The 16,505-nt window shown below is 58.8% G+C and carries 20 protein-coding genes; 11 read left to right on the forward strand and 9 right to left on the reverse strand.

Going from position 1 to position 16,505, the window contains the following annotated elements; translation table 11 throughout:
- Positions 1-30 precede the first annotated feature (30 nt).
- On the reverse strand, positions 31-168 hold the full coding sequence (locus ACYQOP_RS27225) for a hypothetical protein (RefSeq protein WP_461225750.1): 138 nt from the start codon (positions 166-168) through the stop codon (positions 31-33).
- A 1,056-nt stretch (positions 169-1,224) separates the two neighbouring features.
- Between ACYQOP_RS27225 and ACYQOP_RS27230 the strand changes: the two genes are divergently transcribed.
- Together ACYQOP_RS27230 and ACYQOP_RS27235 are read left to right on the forward strand one after the other, a co-directional pair.
- On the forward strand, positions 1,225-1,362 hold the full coding sequence (locus ACYQOP_RS27230; RefSeq protein ID WP_461225752.1) for a hypothetical protein: 138 nt from the start codon (positions 1,225-1,227) through the stop codon (positions 1,360-1,362).
- A gap of 392 nt (positions 1,363-1,754) precedes the next feature.
- Complete coding sequence (locus ACYQOP_RS27235) at positions 1,755-1,952, forward strand: hypothetical protein (protein ID WP_461225754.1); 198 nt, start codon at positions 1,755-1,757, stop codon at positions 1,950-1,952.
- A gap of 441 nt (positions 1,953-2,393) precedes the next feature.
- Here ACYQOP_RS27235 and ACYQOP_RS27240 read toward each other — a convergent pair whose 3' ends face one another.
- The gene (locus ACYQOP_RS27240; protein WP_461225756.1) at positions 2,394-3,653 is read right to left on the reverse strand and encodes a helix-turn-helix domain-containing protein; all 1,260 of its coding nucleotides are present in this window, start codon (positions 3,651-3,653) and stop codon (positions 2,394-2,396) included.
- 212 nt (positions 3,654-3,865) lie between these two features.
- Here ACYQOP_RS27240 and ACYQOP_RS27245 point away from each other — a divergent pair, with 212 nt between their 5' ends.
- From ACYQOP_RS27245 to ACYQOP_RS27260, 4 genes are all read left to right on the forward strand, one after another.
- Positions 3,866-4,579, forward strand: coding sequence for a Crp/Fnr family transcriptional regulator (locus ACYQOP_RS27245; RefSeq protein ID WP_461225758.1), 714 nt, complete (start codon positions 3,866-3,868; stop codon positions 4,577-4,579).
- Position 4,580: 1 nt separating this feature from the next.
- Positions 4,581-4,862, forward strand: coding sequence for a DUF6894 family protein (locus ACYQOP_RS27250; RefSeq protein ID WP_461225759.1), 282 nt, complete (start codon positions 4,581-4,583; stop codon positions 4,860-4,862).
- A gap of 256 nt (positions 4,863-5,118) precedes the next feature.
- Complete coding sequence (locus ACYQOP_RS27255) at positions 5,119-5,355, forward strand: hypothetical protein (RefSeq protein ID WP_461225761.1); 237 nt, start codon at positions 5,119-5,121, stop codon at positions 5,353-5,355.
- A 128-nt stretch (positions 5,356-5,483) separates the two neighbouring features.
- The gene (locus tag ACYQOP_RS27260; protein ID WP_461225763.1) at positions 5,484-5,687 is read left to right on the forward strand and encodes a hypothetical protein; all 204 of its coding nucleotides are present in this window, start codon (positions 5,484-5,486) and stop codon (positions 5,685-5,687) included.
- A gap of 201 nt (positions 5,688-5,888) precedes the next feature.
- Here ACYQOP_RS27260 and ACYQOP_RS27265 read toward each other — a convergent pair whose 3' ends face one another.
- The 5 genes from ACYQOP_RS27265 to ACYQOP_RS27285 form a co-directional block, all read right to left on the reverse strand.
- Positions 5,889-6,776, reverse strand: a complete 888-nt coding sequence (locus ACYQOP_RS27265; protein ID WP_461225765.1) for a Crp/Fnr family transcriptional regulator — start codon at positions 6,774-6,776, stop codon at positions 5,889-5,891.
- Positions 6,777-7,615: 839 nt separating this feature from the next.
- Positions 7,616-7,741: a hypothetical protein gene (locus ACYQOP_RS27270; RefSeq protein ID WP_461225767.1), complete on the reverse strand. Its 126-nt coding sequence runs from the start codon at positions 7,739-7,741 to the stop codon at positions 7,616-7,618.
- Positions 7,742-8,087: 346 nt separating this feature from the next.
- Complete coding sequence (locus tag ACYQOP_RS27275; RefSeq protein ID WP_461225769.1) at positions 8,088-8,288, reverse strand: hypothetical protein; 201 nt, start codon at positions 8,286-8,288, stop codon at positions 8,088-8,090.
- Positions 8,289-8,847: 559 nt separating this feature from the next.
- On the reverse strand, positions 8,848-10,233 hold the full coding sequence (locus ACYQOP_RS27280) for a hypothetical protein (RefSeq protein WP_461225771.1): 1,386 nt from the start codon (positions 10,231-10,233) through the stop codon (positions 8,848-8,850).
- 694 nt (positions 10,234-10,927) lie between these two features.
- Positions 10,928-11,137 carry a hypothetical protein gene (locus ACYQOP_RS27285; protein WP_461225773.1) on the reverse strand — a complete coding sequence of 70 codons (210 nt, stop codon included), beginning with the start codon at positions 11,135-11,137 and terminating at the stop codon, positions 10,928-10,930.
- A gap of 465 nt (positions 11,138-11,602) precedes the next feature.
- Here ACYQOP_RS27285 and ACYQOP_RS27290 point away from each other — a divergent pair, with 465 nt between their 5' ends.
- Positions 11,603-12,295, forward strand: a complete 693-nt coding sequence (locus ACYQOP_RS27290; protein ID WP_461225775.1) for a division plane positioning ATPase MipZ — start codon at positions 11,603-11,605, stop codon at positions 12,293-12,295.
- Entirely contained in the window at positions 12,292-12,696 is a 405-nt protein-coding gene (locus tag ACYQOP_RS27295) for a hypothetical protein (protein ID WP_461225777.1), read from the forward strand. Before ACYQOP_RS27290 ends, ACYQOP_RS27295 begins: the two co-directional genes overlap by 4 nt.
- A gap of 90 nt (positions 12,697-12,786) precedes the next feature.
- Here the strand turns inward: ACYQOP_RS27295 and ACYQOP_RS27300 are convergent, their stop codons facing one another.
- The gene (locus tag ACYQOP_RS27300; protein ID WP_461225779.1) at positions 12,787-13,041 is read right to left on the reverse strand and encodes a hypothetical protein; all 255 of its coding nucleotides are present in this window, start codon (positions 13,039-13,041) and stop codon (positions 12,787-12,789) included.
- Positions 13,042-13,389: 348 nt separating this feature from the next.
- Here ACYQOP_RS27300 and ACYQOP_RS27305 point away from each other — a divergent pair, with 348 nt between their 5' ends.
- From ACYQOP_RS27305 to ACYQOP_RS27315, 3 genes are all read left to right on the forward strand, one after another.
- Complete coding sequence (locus tag ACYQOP_RS27305; RefSeq protein ID WP_461225781.1) at positions 13,390-13,695, forward strand: hypothetical protein; 306 nt, start codon at positions 13,390-13,392, stop codon at positions 13,693-13,695.
- 274 nt (positions 13,696-13,969) lie between these two features.
- Entirely contained in the window at positions 13,970-14,722 is a 753-nt protein-coding gene (locus ACYQOP_RS27310) for a helix-turn-helix domain-containing protein (RefSeq protein WP_461225782.1), read from the forward strand.
- Positions 14,723-15,029: 307 nt separating this feature from the next.
- Positions 15,030-15,323, forward strand: coding sequence for a hypothetical protein (locus ACYQOP_RS27315; RefSeq protein WP_461225784.1), 294 nt, complete (start codon positions 15,030-15,032; stop codon positions 15,321-15,323).
- Between the two features lie 380 nt (positions 15,324-15,703).
- On the opposite strand, the gene ACYQOP_RS27320 is transcribed toward ACYQOP_RS27315, so the two are convergent.
- Positions 15,704-16,177 (reverse strand): hypothetical protein, encoded by a 474-nt coding sequence (locus tag ACYQOP_RS27320; RefSeq protein WP_461225786.1) that lies wholly within the window; start codon positions 16,175-16,177, stop codon positions 15,704-15,706.
- Positions 16,178-16,505 lie beyond the last annotated feature (328 nt).

Here is a 16,505-nt window from a genome sequence, read left to right on the forward strand (position 1 = left end):
CATTGCGGCGACTGTCGCCGGGAGTGAAGCCTAGCCGTGCCTAACGAGATAGCCGACGATATCGACCACCTTGGTCAAGCCATTGCCTGCCTTGAACGACTGTCCGCCTACCTTGAACGCAGCGAGACAGACGACGCCACGCTCGAAGCCTCCCAGAAGCTTGCTCATGTCATCGAGTTGGCAGGGCGGATGCTGACTGAGCAACTTCTCAAAGGGCGGCGTAGCTCCTGAGAATGTGCCGCCTGTCCAGGGCGGCGAGGCATTCGAGGGCGACCACGGCAAACACAAGCATGTCGTCGTCGTCCTCGCTGGCGTGAAGACCATCACACAGTGTGGCAGCGCGGGGTCCGCATGTAAGCCGCGCTATTGCTCGCATGGACCGTAGACGGGCACGGCGTTCGGCTGGGTCGAGGTCAGGGGCAAACGGCCCGAAGGCCCATTCGGTTGGGATGTCGGAATTCATGGATCGGAGATCGATAACGAGGACATTGAGACGACGTTCAGCGGTGCGGTAGGATGCTGCCGCCTTTAGCGTTCGGTCTTTCGGGAATGCCTATGCGGTCGTCACAACGAGCATCGAACGGCTCGCGCACGATGGGGCCGGGATACTGGACCGCCTACTTCGACGCGCTCGCTACCGGATCGCTGTTGTCGAAGCCGCACACGGCACGTCGCCGGGCTGGCGATGCGGCGCGTGATTGCCCTTATCCCGACATTGCAGCGGCAGGCGTGGCGAAGGTAAAGGCCGCGATCCAGGCGCAGACGGTATCGGCCTCATAGCGTCAGGAAACCGATCTCAACCCCGCCTAACCCGTCAGAGTGTCAGGCTTCAACATACCGTTTCTCCGACGATAGATTTCCAGACACGTTTTTCCGACACTTCGATCGAAGGGAGCCCCCGGAAACGGAGTGTCGGATTCGATTGTCAGGGAAAGGACCGTTTTGCCGACATGTATTGAGGTATGCGTTTTATGCTCGCTGTCTACGAGGTCGGTAGCCGCCGCTCAATTGCAGCGATGTCGCCGCCATGCTCCATTGGATTGGAGGGACGGTATGGGGGCTGGAGATGGCCAAGATCACAAAGGAGCTCGGGATCGGCGTCGGATCGGTCTATGGGGCACTTGCTGTCAAGGCGATGTAATGGGCCAGGTAACTCAAAAGCTGCTGGAAGCCCTACGGGATGCCGTCCAGGTCCATTCGGATGCTGCCGATGAGTTCGCCTTCATGGCCGAGCTCGCCGAGCGAGAGGGGCTAGAAACTCATGCGACTGCCATCCGCCTCCTTGTTCGAGGCCACCGGATCAAGGTGCTCGAGCTCGAGGGCCGGCTTGCGGCGACAATGGCGGAGCACGGCAAGATCTGATCGGAGCGTCGGGTGGATCGAGGGGCGGTTCGGATTCCCTCAAGCGTCTGGGTGCGCCCGAACGTTCGCTTGGCTTCGCGAGCCCCCAACGAGATTGCTGGCGAGATGGAAGCCCTCAAACCACATATCGCTGTCGTCTGCCCCCCATGCGTAAGGGCAATCGTCCAAGCTCTGGCCCTCGTTTAAGGCCTCGAAGCCAAACCAGAACGGCTTATTCGAGTCTGCTGCAGCCATCGACCCCTCCGAACCAATCCAGGAGGCGACGCTGCAACCTCCGTGCCTCACGGGGCAGACCGCTGGATACCCTCCGAGAGCAAAAGGTCGCGAGATCACGATGCAGCGCAACGATCCTTGGTTAGGAGCGTCTATGGTCGACCACAAGAGACACCGGCTTGGCTGCGCCCTCCGAGATAGAATGCACAACCTACTGGGCCCGCTTTGTGGACCCGAACGGAGCGGTATCGCTCACGGTCCTGTTCTTCGCCATCGATGATCGCGAGGCGAAGCGCAAAGCCAAAGGGATGGTGGACGCCCAGGGCATGGACCTATGGGGCGGCGTGCGGCTGATCGGGCACTTCCCGCCGAACTAAGTGGCGATCCCGGCTGCCTTGTTCTCAGCTGCCACAAGAGCCTCGATTGCTCGCGTAATCCGCGTGGGGAAGTTACCCTCGAGGAGAGGGAAAGCCTGTTCCATTGCATGGTCGACCCCGACTTTGACCGGGGTATCATGGCACTTGCCCTGCCGTGGCAGCCAAAATCTGTTGCTGATCTAGATCATTGTCAGAGGTTAACGGCTTCGCCGATGACTGGTTTCCGTTAGTTGCCAGTATGTCTGGAATACAACCAATCATGGCAGCTTGACCATGAGTGATTACCTCGTGTCTGTTCCCGTCCTGTTCTCATGACATGGACAGGTGGTGCGGTTCCCGGAGAAGCTATTCGACTTCCCCTACATCATCCTCGAGCTCCGTTGCGGCCTCTGCCCTTGGTGTGAATCCCCCATCGCAACTCGTGCTATTTGACGGGCGGCATCACGCAGCGGAGCGGCGCCCCAGGTGGAGATAGTTCGGTTTGAACGAGGCAATTCTCTTCAATCGCGGAAGGTCCAAAACTGTCAGGCGGCCGCCCTTGAATGTGATCAGCTCCTCCCGCCGCATCGCCTGCAATGTGCGGTTCACGTGTACCGTCGTAAGCCCGGTTGTGCTGCCCAGTACGGTCTGTGTCAGCGGAAGGATGCAGCTGTCCTCGACGGCATGTCCAACTGCCTTCAGGCGCGTCAGAAGCTCGCAAAACAGATGCGCCATTCGTGACAGAGCGGAACGGCAACCGACGTTGACGAGCCATTCTCGCAATGTCGCCTCGTCCACGAGCGTAGACATGCGCAGAGCCCGGGCGATGCCGGGGTGGTCCCGCATCAGCGCCGCGATTGTCTCAGGCGTGATATGAACGATCCGGCATGACGAGACGGTGGTGAGTGTGTGATCCATCCTGTCCAGCAGAGCCACATCGAGGTCGCAGAAATCGCCCGGCAGCAGGTAGGCCATGATCGGGCTCTCACCGTCTGGCTGGTGCTTCTGGCGGCAGACGAAGCCGTCCATGACGAGGAACACACCATCGGGTTTGTCGCCCTCGCGCACGAGAGTGGTATGCGCCGGAACGGTGCGGGGTTTCGCACTGATCCGCTCCAGCACCGCCCGCTCCGCATCCGACAAGGTGGCGAGGCTCTCCAACTTGCGAACGAACGGATTGCCGCTGCCTGCCGGCGTAAGTGGTTGTTCGACAGTGATTTGCAGGCGGCTCGCTGCTGCAATCGTCGCCACTGGGGACGAGGGGGACATCTGATCACACATCGCCGCCACATCCTCGGCCAAGGCCGGTTTGCTCAGCCAGGGCACGCCTTGGCAGTCAGGGACGAACGATCTATCCCGCCGGCAAGCCGAGTGGACGAGGAACGGGATCCCCCGCTGGCGTAGCTCGCGAACCAGTTCGGTACAGGCCCCATCCTTCAGCACGACGTCGATGATCGCCAGTGTCGGCGTCTCGCGCATGAGGCTGGATAGTGTCTCGGCTCCCGTCGCAAAGGGCCCGAGCACACGGAAGCCCTTTTGTTCCAGCGTGTCGCTGAGGTCCATGGCAACCAGAGCATCAGCCTCGGCAAGCAGGACGGCGGGCGGCTGGGCTATGAGGTCCATGCAAGGCTCCAGGGTGATAGTCCGCTTGGCCTGTTCGAGGCGCGGGGCTGTATATCCGAAGCTGTAAACTTGAAATATTCGCTTAGTAAATGTCCGCATTTGCCCGGTGTGATACCGAACTTACTGAAAGTACGCTACCGTACCCCTGGATGATCTGTACCAGACATAGCACTAAATTAGATCCCGCAGGGCAATTATGTTGAAAATTACTGTTTTTTATTTTATATCCATCTCATCGCCTGCTGGAAATATCCGAGCGTAGGCGGCTGAGAGACGATGTGCTCTTGCTCCAAAATGGAGAGCAAGAGCCCATGGCTTACGTTCAACAATCCGCTGTTCGCAATCGCCTGCTGAAGGCCATGTCCGCCGAGGACTTTGCCCGGCTTCAGACGCAGCTGGAGCCCCTGGATCTGCCGGCAGGGCAGTCTCTGACCAAACCCAACGCCCGCACTGACCACCTGTACTTCATGGAAGCTGGGATCGCCTCGATCACGGCCGAGGGCACGAACGGCCGGGTCGAGGTAGGGATCATCGGCTGTGAGGGCGTGGTGGGTGCCACGCCCGTGCTACTCGGCGCGGATCGTGTTCCGTATGACCACTTCGTGCAGATGCCGGGAAGCGCCCTGCGCATCCGCGCTGATGTCGTGAGCGCGGCGGCGGATGAGAGCCCATCCTTACGTAAGCTCCTGCTGCGCTACATCCTGACTGAGATGGTCCAGGTGCGGCAGACGGCGTTCATCAACGCGACCCATGAGATCGAGGCACGCCTCGCACGCTGGCTCCTGATGTGCCACGACCGGACAGACGGCGACGAGCTTCTGCTCAAGCACGAGTTCCTATCGATGATGCTTGGTGTCCGGCGATCCGGCGTGACCCTGGCCATGCAGCATCTCGAAGGCGCAGGGCGCATCCGGGCCAAGCGCGGGCGCGTCACTGTGATCAACCGGGAGCTTCTGGAGGAGATTGCGGATGGCGCCTACGGTACGCCGGAGGCGGAATATGCCCGCTTGATCGAGGGAGCGTGACATGCCCCGCTACTTCTTCAATCTGCGCTATGGTCCTCGCTTGGACAAGCTGACGGTTGACCCGGAGGGAGATGAACTCGCCGACGATGAGGCAGCACGTCAGCATGCGTTGCAGATCGCCCGTGACCTGGTTGCCGGGCCACCATCGTTTGCCGTGCGGGACTGGTTTGCCTGCTCCTTCGAGATCGAGGACGAGAATGCCCGGCACGTGCTGACGATGCCGTTCGGCGACATCGTTCCCGAGGAGGAAGATGAGGATCGAACGGGCTCAGCAGAACGGTAGCCGGGACAGGATCCGGTTCCGGGAGCGGAAGGGTTGGTCACGGCGGCGAAGATCTGACGCGCATCCCGGCACTCGGGCGTTGGTCTGCGCAAAGAGGGTAAGCCTCAGCGGCTTGTAGCCAGGTTGCCCTTTGCGAAGGCGCGGTGGCTTCGTGCGGCATGCGTGCGACGCTAAGATTTTCTAAGTCGGCGTAACTTCAGCGCACCGGCAGATGTTTGGCGTATGGTAGATTTTGTCATCATTCGGAGGCAATGCCATGAACTATGACATGGAAAGACTATGCAGAGCGGTTGAAGACACAGCCATTCGTGCGGACGTCAAAATAGCGGACCCGGGCAAATCCGAGGCCATCGTTCGCGCTGTGCTCATTGAGCTAAAGAAGCCGAGCGAGGTGATGCTCGCCGCAGGTGACCCCGAGCAATATTTCCCCAGCATCGAAGGAGTGACTGAACAATTCGCCGAGATGATAAACTGCGTCCTGGCTGAAGATTAAGCAATCGGAGACGCAGTAGCATCCCAGCTTGAGATGTAATCTCGATTAGGCAGAAGCCGGCCCTCAGCCCTACTGCTCGCTCTTGCCCTCTCACCGCGGTAAGATAGCTACCAAGCAGAGGATCCGCCGTGAAAAACAGTACCAACTTCATCGCTGCGCTCAAACATGAGCACGCCCGTCTGGGGCACCTGCTAGAGGTGATCGACAACGGCCTTTGGTGGACCACAGGAGAACCTGGTCGCGTAAAAGTCGAGGACCTGCAGGAACAGGCCGAAACGATCAAGGCCGCCATAGGCAAGATCGAACGCGTCGTAAGCCAGATCGGAAGCTAGGGTCTGGACTCGATCAGCACCAGAAGGCGATGCTGCCGATGTCTGAAAATTGGCAAAGCGCGGGTAAGAGCAGTCTGACCGCTGTCCACCCGACCCGAACGTAGGTCATCCTCCACCAAGCTGCCCCGAAGCGGACCTTCCGAGGGTCTGTGAAGGGTCGATAGCAACCTGAAGGATATGTCGGACATCCGATCGGTTTACCTACGGCGAAGCGTCGCTCGGTTTTAGGAGAGGGTTATGGAGGCGGGACCCCGAGCGTTTAAGCCGAACCGACGTGAAGCCGCCGCTCTCAAAGGCGAATCGGTTGTCTGGCTCGGCACTGCTCAGGCGCAACGGCAGATCGTCGGAAGCAGAGCCGTTTCTACCTTCTCGCAGATGCAGGTATTTGGCGTCGAACTCGGCCAGAGCTTTCAGCCCCGCCCAGTCCAGGATGCTCAGACGACGGTTCTTCAATTCGATTAGCCGTCTGCGCCGGAGTTCCTGCAGCGTGCGATTGACGTGCACGTTTGATATGCCGGTGAGGTCCGCCAGATCAGCTTGTTTCAGAGGCAGCTCATAGCTCTGTCCGCGAGCCCATCCGACAGTCTGATAGCGAAGGTACAATTCGCAGAGGAGATGCGCCAAGCGCTGAATAGACGTGCGGCCTCCAACGTTTAGTAGCCATTCGTGTAGCATCGCCTTCTCTACAAGGGCGCTCATGCGCAGACCGTGAGCGATGTTCTGATGCTGCTGTAATTGCTCCATCGTTTCAGGGGTCAGCCATACGACGCGGCAGGCGGAGAACGTGCCAATGGAGTAGTTCATCCTGCGTAGCAGAGGAGCATTGAGATTGCCCAGGTCACCTGGGATGATGAGCGCTGTGATTTGGCGCCGCCCATTCTTCCGCTGCTTGTAGCAATAGGCCGAGCCTTCCAGGATCAAAAAAGCGCCGGGCGGTTCCTCGCCTTCCTCTATGAGCGCTTTTCGCGGCTCGACATTCCGGCCGGATGTACCGATCTCCTGCAAGAGTGTTCGCTCGGCATCGGAGAGGCGAACGAAGCTTTCGATTTTGTGGATCAAAGGGTTCAGCGGACGGGTGCCAAACGGCATTTTCGTCTCCTTTGGATACACAAAGCCTCTTATGGCTTCAGATTTGTGCGACCGAATGAACGACACATTTGTAAGTGAGTCAAATCAATACAAAGGACTGAATTCCGCTAAATGCATTTAGCGTATTTGCATCCTCACGTTGCGGACTGTGGCAATTATTTAGAGGCGTACGAATTAACATAGAAACTGAGGTAACACCTTACGTGATCCACAACGGGACTTTGCTGCCTCTGTTGCACTGCAGACAATCTGGCATACTCAGCCCACATGCGTGCACGCGGCTTTCATAATGGCACCACCCGCGATGGCCAGGCTTTGAGCACAGCGTAAGTTGGCTTTAACGACAACGTTGGGGCGATAGCAGCTGAATCTGGGTGACGGAAAAACGGTCGTTTATCCGACAGGGGTTGAGGTATGCGTTCGATGCCGTTCGGGCGAAGGCTGCGTGAGATAGGTTGGCGTCCTACGTTCTCATGCCTTCAAGGCGTCCTGCCGATCTAAGATTTTCGATAGGGTAGCGAGAGCCGTCGAAACATTCTCTGGAATAAGATCGGACAGTGGGAATGCCTGAGAAAGCATTCGATCTGTCCCTGTCCAAAATGGACCAACTGAACGTGAGCCATTAATGGGTCTTAAGATGCCAGATACGGCGACAATCATAGGTTTCCACATGGCCACTGTGCCGGTCCGCTGACGGATAATTGATTTGTCCGTATGAGAACTAACGCTGTTGATCATTAATTGTTCGTTAATGAATGTGGCGGGAGGGCCAGCCGATACGATCACCCTCCCGCCGTCGCGAACCGGGGCCAGCGCCTCTCCGGTCAGTGAATTCGATATCAGGTGATGCCAGCGGCCTCGTTCAACATGGCGTTGCGATCGGCTTCGGCCTGCTTCAACTCTTCCTGCGCAGCGGCGAGATCAGCCGTGGCCTTCGCGCCATGTTCGGCGAACAGATCCTCCACGGTCTTGAACGCCTCGACGGCTTCGCGGGGATCTGCGGACCATCCCAGCTTGGATGCTAGTTCCGAGATGGCCTTGACGCGATGAGGATGGATCGTTGCCCCTGTGCGGGGGAGGCTGAGGCAGCACCAGCGCGGGATGCCAGCCACTTCTCACGGGCGGCGCGGCGATGGGATCGTTTCCGTTTGCGGCCCTGCTCTCTCTTCGAGAGGTACGCTTCGGTCCCGAAGGCGTGGGCGACCTGCTCGGCGAGGAATGACGAGGCGGTCATGCCAGTCTTTCCAGCGGCTTCGTCCAGGGCGTTCGCGGCGTTGAGCGGTAGCGTGATCGACAAGAGGCGAGTGGCGATCATCGGGCTTGCCGCACGAGCTTGTCGTTGACGGATCTGACGGCGGCATCGGCTTCCAGACGAAGCAGGATCGCGCGGCGGGCATAGGCACTGCGGATAAGGTGTTCTCGTGCGGCGGCGTCATCGAGGGCGCGCACCAAGTCGGTGGCGAGCGATAGGCCGATCATCCGTGAGGGCGGATCGGCAGTAGGCGTGTTCACTGTTTGTTCCTTTTTCTGGTTGATGCCGAGGACGGGAAGCTCCCCGGCGGATTGTAGACACAGCTTGCCCCTGCGCCGGGAAATGCGGTCCCGGTCCGGTCCCGGCTTCGGGTGCCGGGAGACCCATGAACGATAACAAAGACGAATGAACCGAAGTCCATCCGGGAAGCATCTCGTTTCCGAGACACCTCACTTATAAATCTTATAGCATGCTATATTGAACTATGCAAATCCATGTATGATTTTGATTGACAGGTTTCCGGGATAGAATCGACACGAGCCAGAGCAGGCCAGACGCCGCTGTCATCTCGCAGTCATTCCGCATCGGCGGTCGCCGACGCTACATGACCTAACCTGTTGTGCTGGTGATGACGGTCGATGAGAGGCCATCGATCAGACCACGGATGCTGTCTCCTATCGGAGCCAACACGATCCGGGTCTTCTCGCTGAAATGTTGGAGGTCAAACGAGGGGGCAACCGGGCGTCGAAGACCAGGAGCGCACCAACACCAACAGACCAACGCAGCACCGGCTACCACCTATGTAGAACAAATCCCAGATCAGCTATGTCTGACAATGGGTTGAGCCGAAACGCGCTTGCTCCACTCGGCTGCCATGATGTCCGCCACGATGCCAATCTTGTCGGCTGGCCCCATCATCTCGTCATGGATTCCCAGGACCGGGATTGCGTATCGCTTCCGTGCCGTCGAGGCCGTGGCGTCGAGGATGTCGGCTTCCACCTTCATGAAGGCGATGCCCGCCCCAGAGTAGAAGAAACGCTCAACCGGGCGATGGCGGGTCTCAATGGCCGTCAGGATACGGTCGGCCTGTCCCAGTTCAAACGGCCCAACCCGTGCGCCTGTCGTTGATCCTGTCTCGCTGGCGTGGTCGGCCTTGGCGATTTCGTAGGCGATGGTGTTCAACGCTTCGCCTCGCCCCTTGGTGCAGTTGATGGCGATGTTGGTGGCTACCTTCACCAGATGGCGGCGGTTCTCATGCCCTGCGATCGTATAGGCATCGGTCTCGCCAGGATCGGCACCGGCCTGCCCGTATGCCTGTCGCAGGTGGGAGCATGAGAAGTCCGCCGATCCGAGGGCGTCCTCATCAATGGTGATGGTGCTGCGAACGGCCTTCGTCAGGCTCTGATAGCCGGGTCCGACGAAGCGTCCCATGAGATCGAAGTTGCCCTTGAACCGGCGGTACGCCTCGACCTGATCGGCACGGACCAGGTACTCCCCGTCTTCATCTTTCGTCGGCACCAGGCACAGGCCGTTTTCCTGCCGGATCACACTCGAGTCCGTGATCTCGATGCGGCGGCTGGCGAGGTCGTCGTTCCACTCCCGGAGGCTGTTCCGCATCGCCTTCGTCTGCGAGGTCTCCTGGTAGGTAACGAGGCTCCCGTTCGCATCGTAAAGGCGGATGATCTCCCGGAGGACCGGCTTCTGAAACGGCATATCGCCCGCCCGTTCGATGAGGGCCGGGGTTGCGTACATCGTTGACTGGCGTCCCTGTCCGCCATCGGCCCAGGACTTCCCCCACGCCACGGAAATCAAGCTTGCCGCTTCCAGGCGCTCCACAGCTCCCCGGACATAGGTGCGAGTGAGGCTGGGATGATAGCGACGGCCAAGCCCGGTGTAGCGATCCGCCATGAGAGAGAACGACACGCCGCGACCACCGGCACGATGCGCGATGACCGCACCGCAGAGGATGGACCCCATTGCGTGGGCGAGCGGGGCGGGAAGGCCGTCGAGGCTCAGTCCGACAACGGCAGCGATGACGGGGCTCTCGCCAAAGCCAACCCGGAGTGGGATGTCTCGCAGACGGTCGCCGAAGATTTCAGCCGTGCGGCGCTCAATTCGAGCTTGCAGGTCTTGTGCGGAATCATAGCAAGTGCTATGTTTTGCGAAGTCGGTCTTGTTCAAATCCTCTTGCATCCCGTCGCGCACCACCCTGGCAGGTCATCAGCGCGACGGGGTTGCCCCCTTGGTCATAGGAAGAGACGAACTTTTCTGTTGCGTCGATCTCGACCATGTTCTATCCCTCCCCTTGTCATCAGAATTCCGTGTCGCCACCATTGACGAAACGTTAACGTGATACACCCTCATTCGCATTCGTGCAATTTAGCACTTTAGTGCCGATTTTCTGGCATTAAGTCGGAATTATTTTGCCTATATGTGAGCCGGTTTCCCGAGGGGAGGCCGGCTTTTTCGTACGGAAATTCCGAATTCCCTTTTTTGTCGTGGGCGGTCGAGGCGCTGGCCAAGGTTTCCCCTAAATCCATCGGCCCCCGGATCGTCTTCTCCTGTAGGCCGGAAACCAGACCGCTGTTCCTTCGTTATGCGGCGGCGACAAGGAATTGACCGGTTGGACCAGATCCGCGAACTCGACGTCCACCAGCGAGCCCAGGCCAACTTTGAACGGGACTACCCCTCTCGGAGATGGCGTATCCCCTCCTCGAATAGGAGTGGCGCGAGCCGAGTGGAAGTTGCCACCATGAGCGAGCGGTTGGCCTACCTCGCCAGCGCCCGTAGCGAGTTGTTGAACGCGCGGCCCGGCGCTGTGCCATGACCCTTCGCTGTCTGCTCTCTGCCTGCCACTCCTAGCAGTGCCATTGAGGGACCGCCGGGGTTGCTATGCCACTCAGCCCGCTCGGAGGCGAATTTGGACCCTCTCCGCCCGAAGAATGATGAGCGTTTTTACGGAAGCTTGAGCCGTCGCCAAGATTGCAGCGAGCCCGGCGGCATCATTAGTCAGTCCCGCAATAATGGCCGCATGGCCGGCCGCCGCTAATTCGTGTTCGGCAATCATACGGTCCAAGACGTAAAGCCGGTTCTCAACGGGAAATCTCATTACTGACTCCTCACTGCTGGCCCCGGATACGTTCCTCTTAATCAATCGTCAGATACGGCATCCATTTTTGACCAAGCTTAACCGTTAGCAGGTTCCCACGAGGAGCGGTGTGAAATTTTATAGCTACATCCTGTGCAGCGTGTCAGCGCTCGATCACGCGACGGACGCCGGCAGCCGCGATATCCTGGCCGAATACGGGCGCCCAGGGCGCGACAGGGGATCGGCGGCACCTTTCCTGCCCTGCGCCTGAGATTGCCGCTGGTGAGGCTCCCATTCAACCTCGTAGGCCTTCAGCCTCATAAGTCTCCAAGCCTGTAAGGCTATAACCTTACGGACTCGAAACGCTTTGAGGTCGCTTGCCGAAGGTGGCTCATACGCTTACCTTGCAACCTCACAAGGCTTCCGCGTCATAGCTCTAAGAGGCAATGAGGTTGTAAGGCTGTAGCTCTAGAGGCTTTCGAGGTTATGGCGCTTCAAGTTCTGACACTCGCCGCACAAAAGGGCGGGAGCGGGAAAAGCACGTTGGCGTCGTCCATCGCCGTGGCAGCGGCCCAGGAAGGGCAGGGCGTCGTCCTTATCGACATGGACCCTCAGAAGTCACTGAGGGAATGGCATCGTCGCAGGCAGACCGGCCAGCACGAGGTCATGATCCACTATCGCCCCATCGAGGACGAAGCGGACCCAAAGCGAGAGTTGACCCCGGAAGAGGCGGACACCCGGCTTACGCGGCTTCTCGCTGCCGTTCGGACCCATGCGCCGACCACGCTTGCCATCATCGACACGCCAGGGTCTCGCAACCTCATCGCAGACATCGGAGTGGATCCTGCCGATTTCGTTCTGGTGCCTGTCCGCCCTGGTATCCTCGATTTCGATCCGGTGAAGGATACGGCCCTTGATCTCGTCGTGGCAGGCAAGAGCTACGCTTTCGTCCTGAATCAGGTTCAAGCCGTCCGTGCCGCATCGGTCCAAGATGCCATTGATGAGCTAACCCCCATCGGCACCATCAGCCCGGAGATGATCGGCATGCGCGCCGACTTCGATCACGCCATGGTCGCCGGGGAAGGTGTCACCGAATACCGGCCACGAAGCCAAGGCGCGGCAGAGGTTCGCGCCTTATGGACCTGGATCAAAAACCGTATGGAAAGGCAGTTAGCATGAGCAAGTTGGCAGAGATGCGCCGGAAGTTGGCAGAGCAAGAGGCTATGGCTTCAAAGCCTCAAAAGGCTGAAGCCTTGCAAGCTGATGAGGCTATGACCTCAAATCCGATCGAGGAGGAAGCCCTAGCGGAGATCGAGGCCGTGAAGCCTCATGAGCCGGTCGGGGAACCACCAGCAAAGGAAGCGGTGCCAGCCGGTCGAAAGGCGAAGGCCAGCCCCAAGCCGGTCGCCAAGGTCGAGAAGCGTTCAACCTCGCTCTATCTGACTCCAGCCGCGCTGATGGAGCTGAACATCCTCGCTGCAAGACAAGGCGTGCGGCCTCATCGGCTCATCGATGACGGCTTGCGGTACATCTTCAAAAAGCACGGGCTTGATTTCGACGCTCTCAACGCGACTGAATGATGGCCTCACGAGGCTATAAGCTTTCAAACTCATAACCTCGAAATCTTAAAGGCTCCTATGCGTTCGCTTCGTCTCACATCGATCACCGTCCTAGCCTTCACTCTGGCATCCCTTGGCGCTGTAGCCATGGAAGGCCCTGACGGGGAGCAGCGATATGTCGGCAAGTGTCTGCTTGAGGTCAAAAACAGCCCGAAGCTGTTCGGCCTCTGCAACGTCACGGAAAGCGCCGACGGCGGCATGACGCTTGGCATGGATGAGCGGCGAGTGACCTACTTCGCGACTGTCATGGCCGGTGAGAATGGCGAGGCAGACGGCTATTGGAACGGCACGAAGGGGGCGGGTCACGCCCACGACTCCCTCGGAACGCTGAAACGGAAGGGTCGGTGTTGGGAGAACGGCACCGCACGAGTCTGCGCTTGGCGGTAAGCGCGAGCGGATCGTCAGATAGAAGCCTTACAAGGCTGTAAGCTCATAAGCGCATGAGGTTGGGAAAGTGAGCGAGACGAAGACGAACATCCATCCGTACAGCTTGGAGGTAGAGCCCATTCCCGGATCTGAGGGCCAGTTCCGATGGACGATCCGCAAGGAAGGCAGGGTCTACCAGCGAGCGGATCGGCGGCATCCGTCAGAGGCGAAGGCCACAAGCGACGGTATGGAGACGATCGAACGCCTGCTTAAGGGCGGGGATCGGTCTTGAACGCCATCACCATTCCCGGATGGGCCACGACATTCATTTTCGTTGTGTGCGGGCTGGTCCTCGTCGCGCTGCTGACAGAGGTCGCCTTTGCCATTGGCCGGTACATATTCCAGGCCGGACGGGAAGCGTCAGAGCGAGGAAAGAGGGTCGAATTCTTCGGGGCGATGATCTCGCTCATGGCTTTGATCGTGGCGGCTCTAAGCCTGCTTGTGACGGTGCAGACGATGAGCGCCTTCGAGGGCCGCGTTTCCGATCTTGAGAAGCGGGTCGGTATCTTGCGAGCGAAGGCAGGCGGACCCTGAGACGGGTTTTGACATCCGGTCCTGCTCAGTTAACCAAGGAAGGTTCATGGCGCGGTCAGAGCCGCCTGAGTCGAGGAACCGAACAACGAGCCGCCTAAGCTAGAAACGAGAGCGGCCCCCGATCCCCTGCAAGGGATGGAGGCCGCGATATCGATGGGAGCTTGCGCACCTGAACAGGCGCAAATCTCTCATAGCTCCTACACCGGAGTCAACGGGCAAGACGTGCCCGCACGAGATCGTTTGCGCTGATGCGGCCCCACGAAGGGGCGAGACGGTGTTTGAATTCGAGTTGCGGCGGGCCATCGAGGTCACGCCCCGTGATCGGCTGCCAGAAGTGGCGGCAGTGCTTTGGCGTGCCTTCGGAGAGGGGCGTGTCAGCGAGGCAGAGGCCGAAAGCCTGTCTGCCCTCATCGAGGTCCGCAAAGGATCACAGGACAACAGGACAACGGTTGCCCCCCTACGGAAAAGCGTAGGGTCTCGCCCTCGTACTGATGCCAGCATGGAACGGCGGCGACGGTGGGCGGCGTCAGGCCGGATGCCACCGGGCATCGCAGCCAAGTTCACGCTTGGAGAACAAGCCGCCTTAGCCGTGATCGTGGTTGAGATCGGGAAACGAGGCGACTGTCGTCTCTCCCATGAGCACATCGCGGCAGTGGCAGGCGTATCCCGCTCAACCGTAAAGCGCGCCCTGCATCAGGCCAGGATCAACGGCCTCATCACCATCCGGGAACGGCGGCTGAGCAGGTACCGTAACGAAACGAACGTCATCACCATCATTGATCGATCGTGGCTGGCGTGGATGCGCCTAGCTAGGACTGGGGGAGGGGTTCAAACCGGAACCGGCACGAATACCAGATCTATATCTAAGGGCCGTCAGCGAGCTTCCCAGCAAAAGGAAGGGGCATTCGAGATGGAGCCAAGCGGGCAAGGCAACGCCAGATCAGTCGCCATTGCCACGCTGGCCGATGCCGTCTCACGCATCCCGGTTCCGAGCAGCGGCACGCCTATTTTCGATCAGGCACCGTAATCGTAATCAGTTTTCCCGATACAGGATCGAGGATCGTTACCGTCATAGCGGTCTCCTCTGATGTATTCGAGATGGCAGTACGATCCCCGATTGCGGCGACAACTTGACGAGACGCAGGCTTGTTCACAGCTCTTCACAGATCATCTGTTTGCGGAACTTTGCTTCCCCAGCACGGCGTGGATGCCGTTCAGCCGCGCCGGGGCTGTGGTTCAATACGTATCCCCCACGAATACCAAGGCTAACGACCTAGATCGGAACAGCCCCCACCAGGGAAGGAAAGGGGCTTTCGAGAAAGGAGAACTGAGACGTGGCGAACGACATCAGAAAGCAAGCCGAGAGGTGGTCTGAGATCATCGCCGATGCTTACGCTGATGCAGCCCGGCCTGCGGTAACTAGCGGAGCCCGAGCCCTCTACGCTGCCGAGTTGATGCCCGGACTTGAGCGAGCCATTGCCGTAGGCGTCCCCGAGAAGATTTGGGCCTCTCTTTACGTCAATCCGGTCCTAGATCGCATCGAACAACGCGACGGGATTCGCGGGCCTCGACTAAAAACGGTCAAGTATGAGCCTAACGCGGCGGTGATGGCCTTCGATATCGAGTGAGACAGAGCAAGAATCCCACACCCGACGCCCCTTAACCAAACGCAGACTTGGCCAGGACGTGATCCGGTCTGTGAACGGAAAAAATATCCGGGCGGATTTCTTCAATCGGAAAGAGCACTTGTCATCGCCGATGCGATATCCACAGGACTTGCCCGTCCACCACAACATCTGGATAGGAACGTAGCCAGCACACACAACTTGTTGACGCGAAGGCCCTCTGCCAGTCATGCTCTCGGAACAGGCATGGCAAAGCATTCCGCTGGCCAGCCTACCAGGAGACGATACATGCTACCGTATTGGCCAACATTCCGTTTTGAGTTCAGGCGAACACCGAAGGAGACAGTATTCGTAGTCTCCTTCGGGATCGGTACGTCTCTCTTCTAAGGCTTTCGCCGGACGCGGGGGGCAACCTGCGTCCGGCTCGATATTACGACTCGCCCAGTGGATTCTTCAAGCCGCCCTTTCGGGTGATTTTCTCGCCCTGTTGATGGCGCCTCAGACCGACTGGAAATCCTGATCTCGGGACTGCCTGTGTTTCTCGCCTGTTCGGAGGCAACGAGACGCTCCTCGTTGAGGCGCTGGCGGGCCATGACGCCGATCTTGTTGAGTCCGTTGAATTTCGCCTTCAACGCCTTGGCCGCGTCGGCGGTCTCGCGGGCGAAATCGGAGGTCGAGGTCGTCTTGCGCTGATTCGGTCCATTCGTGACGGAACCGGAGGCAGCGCGTTTGGCATCGCCTACAGTCTTGCGAAGCTTATCATTGAGACGATCGATCTCGCCTGCAATCTTTTTGAGTACCGGTGATGCGTCATCGTGCGCTGTTACGCGCATTGTTAGGGATAGGTTGTCGGACATAGTGGTCTCAATGCTCTACCGATGACGGGAGCGAGTGGAGAATTAGCCTTTTAGGCGGTGAATTTTCAGGCGGTCTGGAAACAAGCCCCCCCTTGACTTGGTAAATGGCCTACCCGATTGGTCGGACCCGAGGCGCCCCTGTCGACTGCCGGGTATGCCCAAATAAAAAAAGACCGACTTGCATTCGTGCAAGCTTTCACGCCTGTTCGCGTAAGTCTTTTATAAACAACGTGCTGCCATTTGCATCAACGATGCTTGTGTTTTAATTCAAGCAAACTTTGATTAGATGATATTTGTAATTGATTGTACGTTCGGGACACGGTTTTGT

This window comes from Methylobacterium sp. CM6247, from assembly GCF_054817925.1.

Excerpts from the sequence above, each read along its gene's own strand:
- ACYQOP_RS27225 (WP_461225750.1), bottom strand. The coding sequence starts at position 168 with ATGAGCAAGCTTCTGGGAGGCTTCGAGCGTGGCGTCGTCTGTCTCGCT.
- ACYQOP_RS27230 (WP_461225752.1), top strand. The coding sequence starts at position 1,225 with ATGGCCGAGCTCGCCGAGCGAGAGGGGCTAGAAACTCATGCGACTGCC.
- ACYQOP_RS27240 (WP_461225756.1), bottom strand. The coding sequence starts at position 3,653 with ATGCGGACATTTACTAAGCGAATATTTCAAGTTTACAGCTTCGGATAT.
- ACYQOP_RS27245 (WP_461225758.1), top strand. The coding sequence starts at position 3,866 with ATGGCTTACGTTCAACAATCCGCTGTTCGCAATCGCCTGCTGAAGGCC.
- ACYQOP_RS27250 (WP_461225759.1), top strand. The coding sequence starts at position 4,581 with ATGCCCCGCTACTTCTTCAATCTGCGCTATGGTCCTCGCTTGGACAAG.
- ACYQOP_RS27255 (WP_461225761.1), top strand. The coding sequence starts at position 5,119 with ATGAACTATGACATGGAAAGACTATGCAGAGCGGTTGAAGACACAGCC.
- ACYQOP_RS27265 (WP_461225765.1), bottom strand. The coding sequence starts at position 6,776 with ATGCCGTTTGGCACCCGTCCGCTGAACCCTTTGATCCACAAAATCGAA.
- ACYQOP_RS27285 (WP_461225773.1), bottom strand. The coding sequence starts at position 11,137 with ATGAGATTTCCCGTTGAGAACCGGCTTTACGTCTTGGACCGTATGATT.
- ACYQOP_RS27290 (WP_461225775.1), top strand. The coding sequence starts at position 11,603 with ATGGCGCTTCAAGTTCTGACACTCGCCGCACAAAAGGGCGGGAGCGGG.
- ACYQOP_RS27295 (WP_461225777.1), top strand. The coding sequence starts at position 12,292 with ATGAGCAAGTTGGCAGAGATGCGCCGGAAGTTGGCAGAGCAAGAGGCT.
- ACYQOP_RS27320 (WP_461225786.1), bottom strand. The coding sequence starts at position 16,177 with ATGTCCGACAACCTATCCCTAACAATGCGCGTAACAGCGCACGATGAC.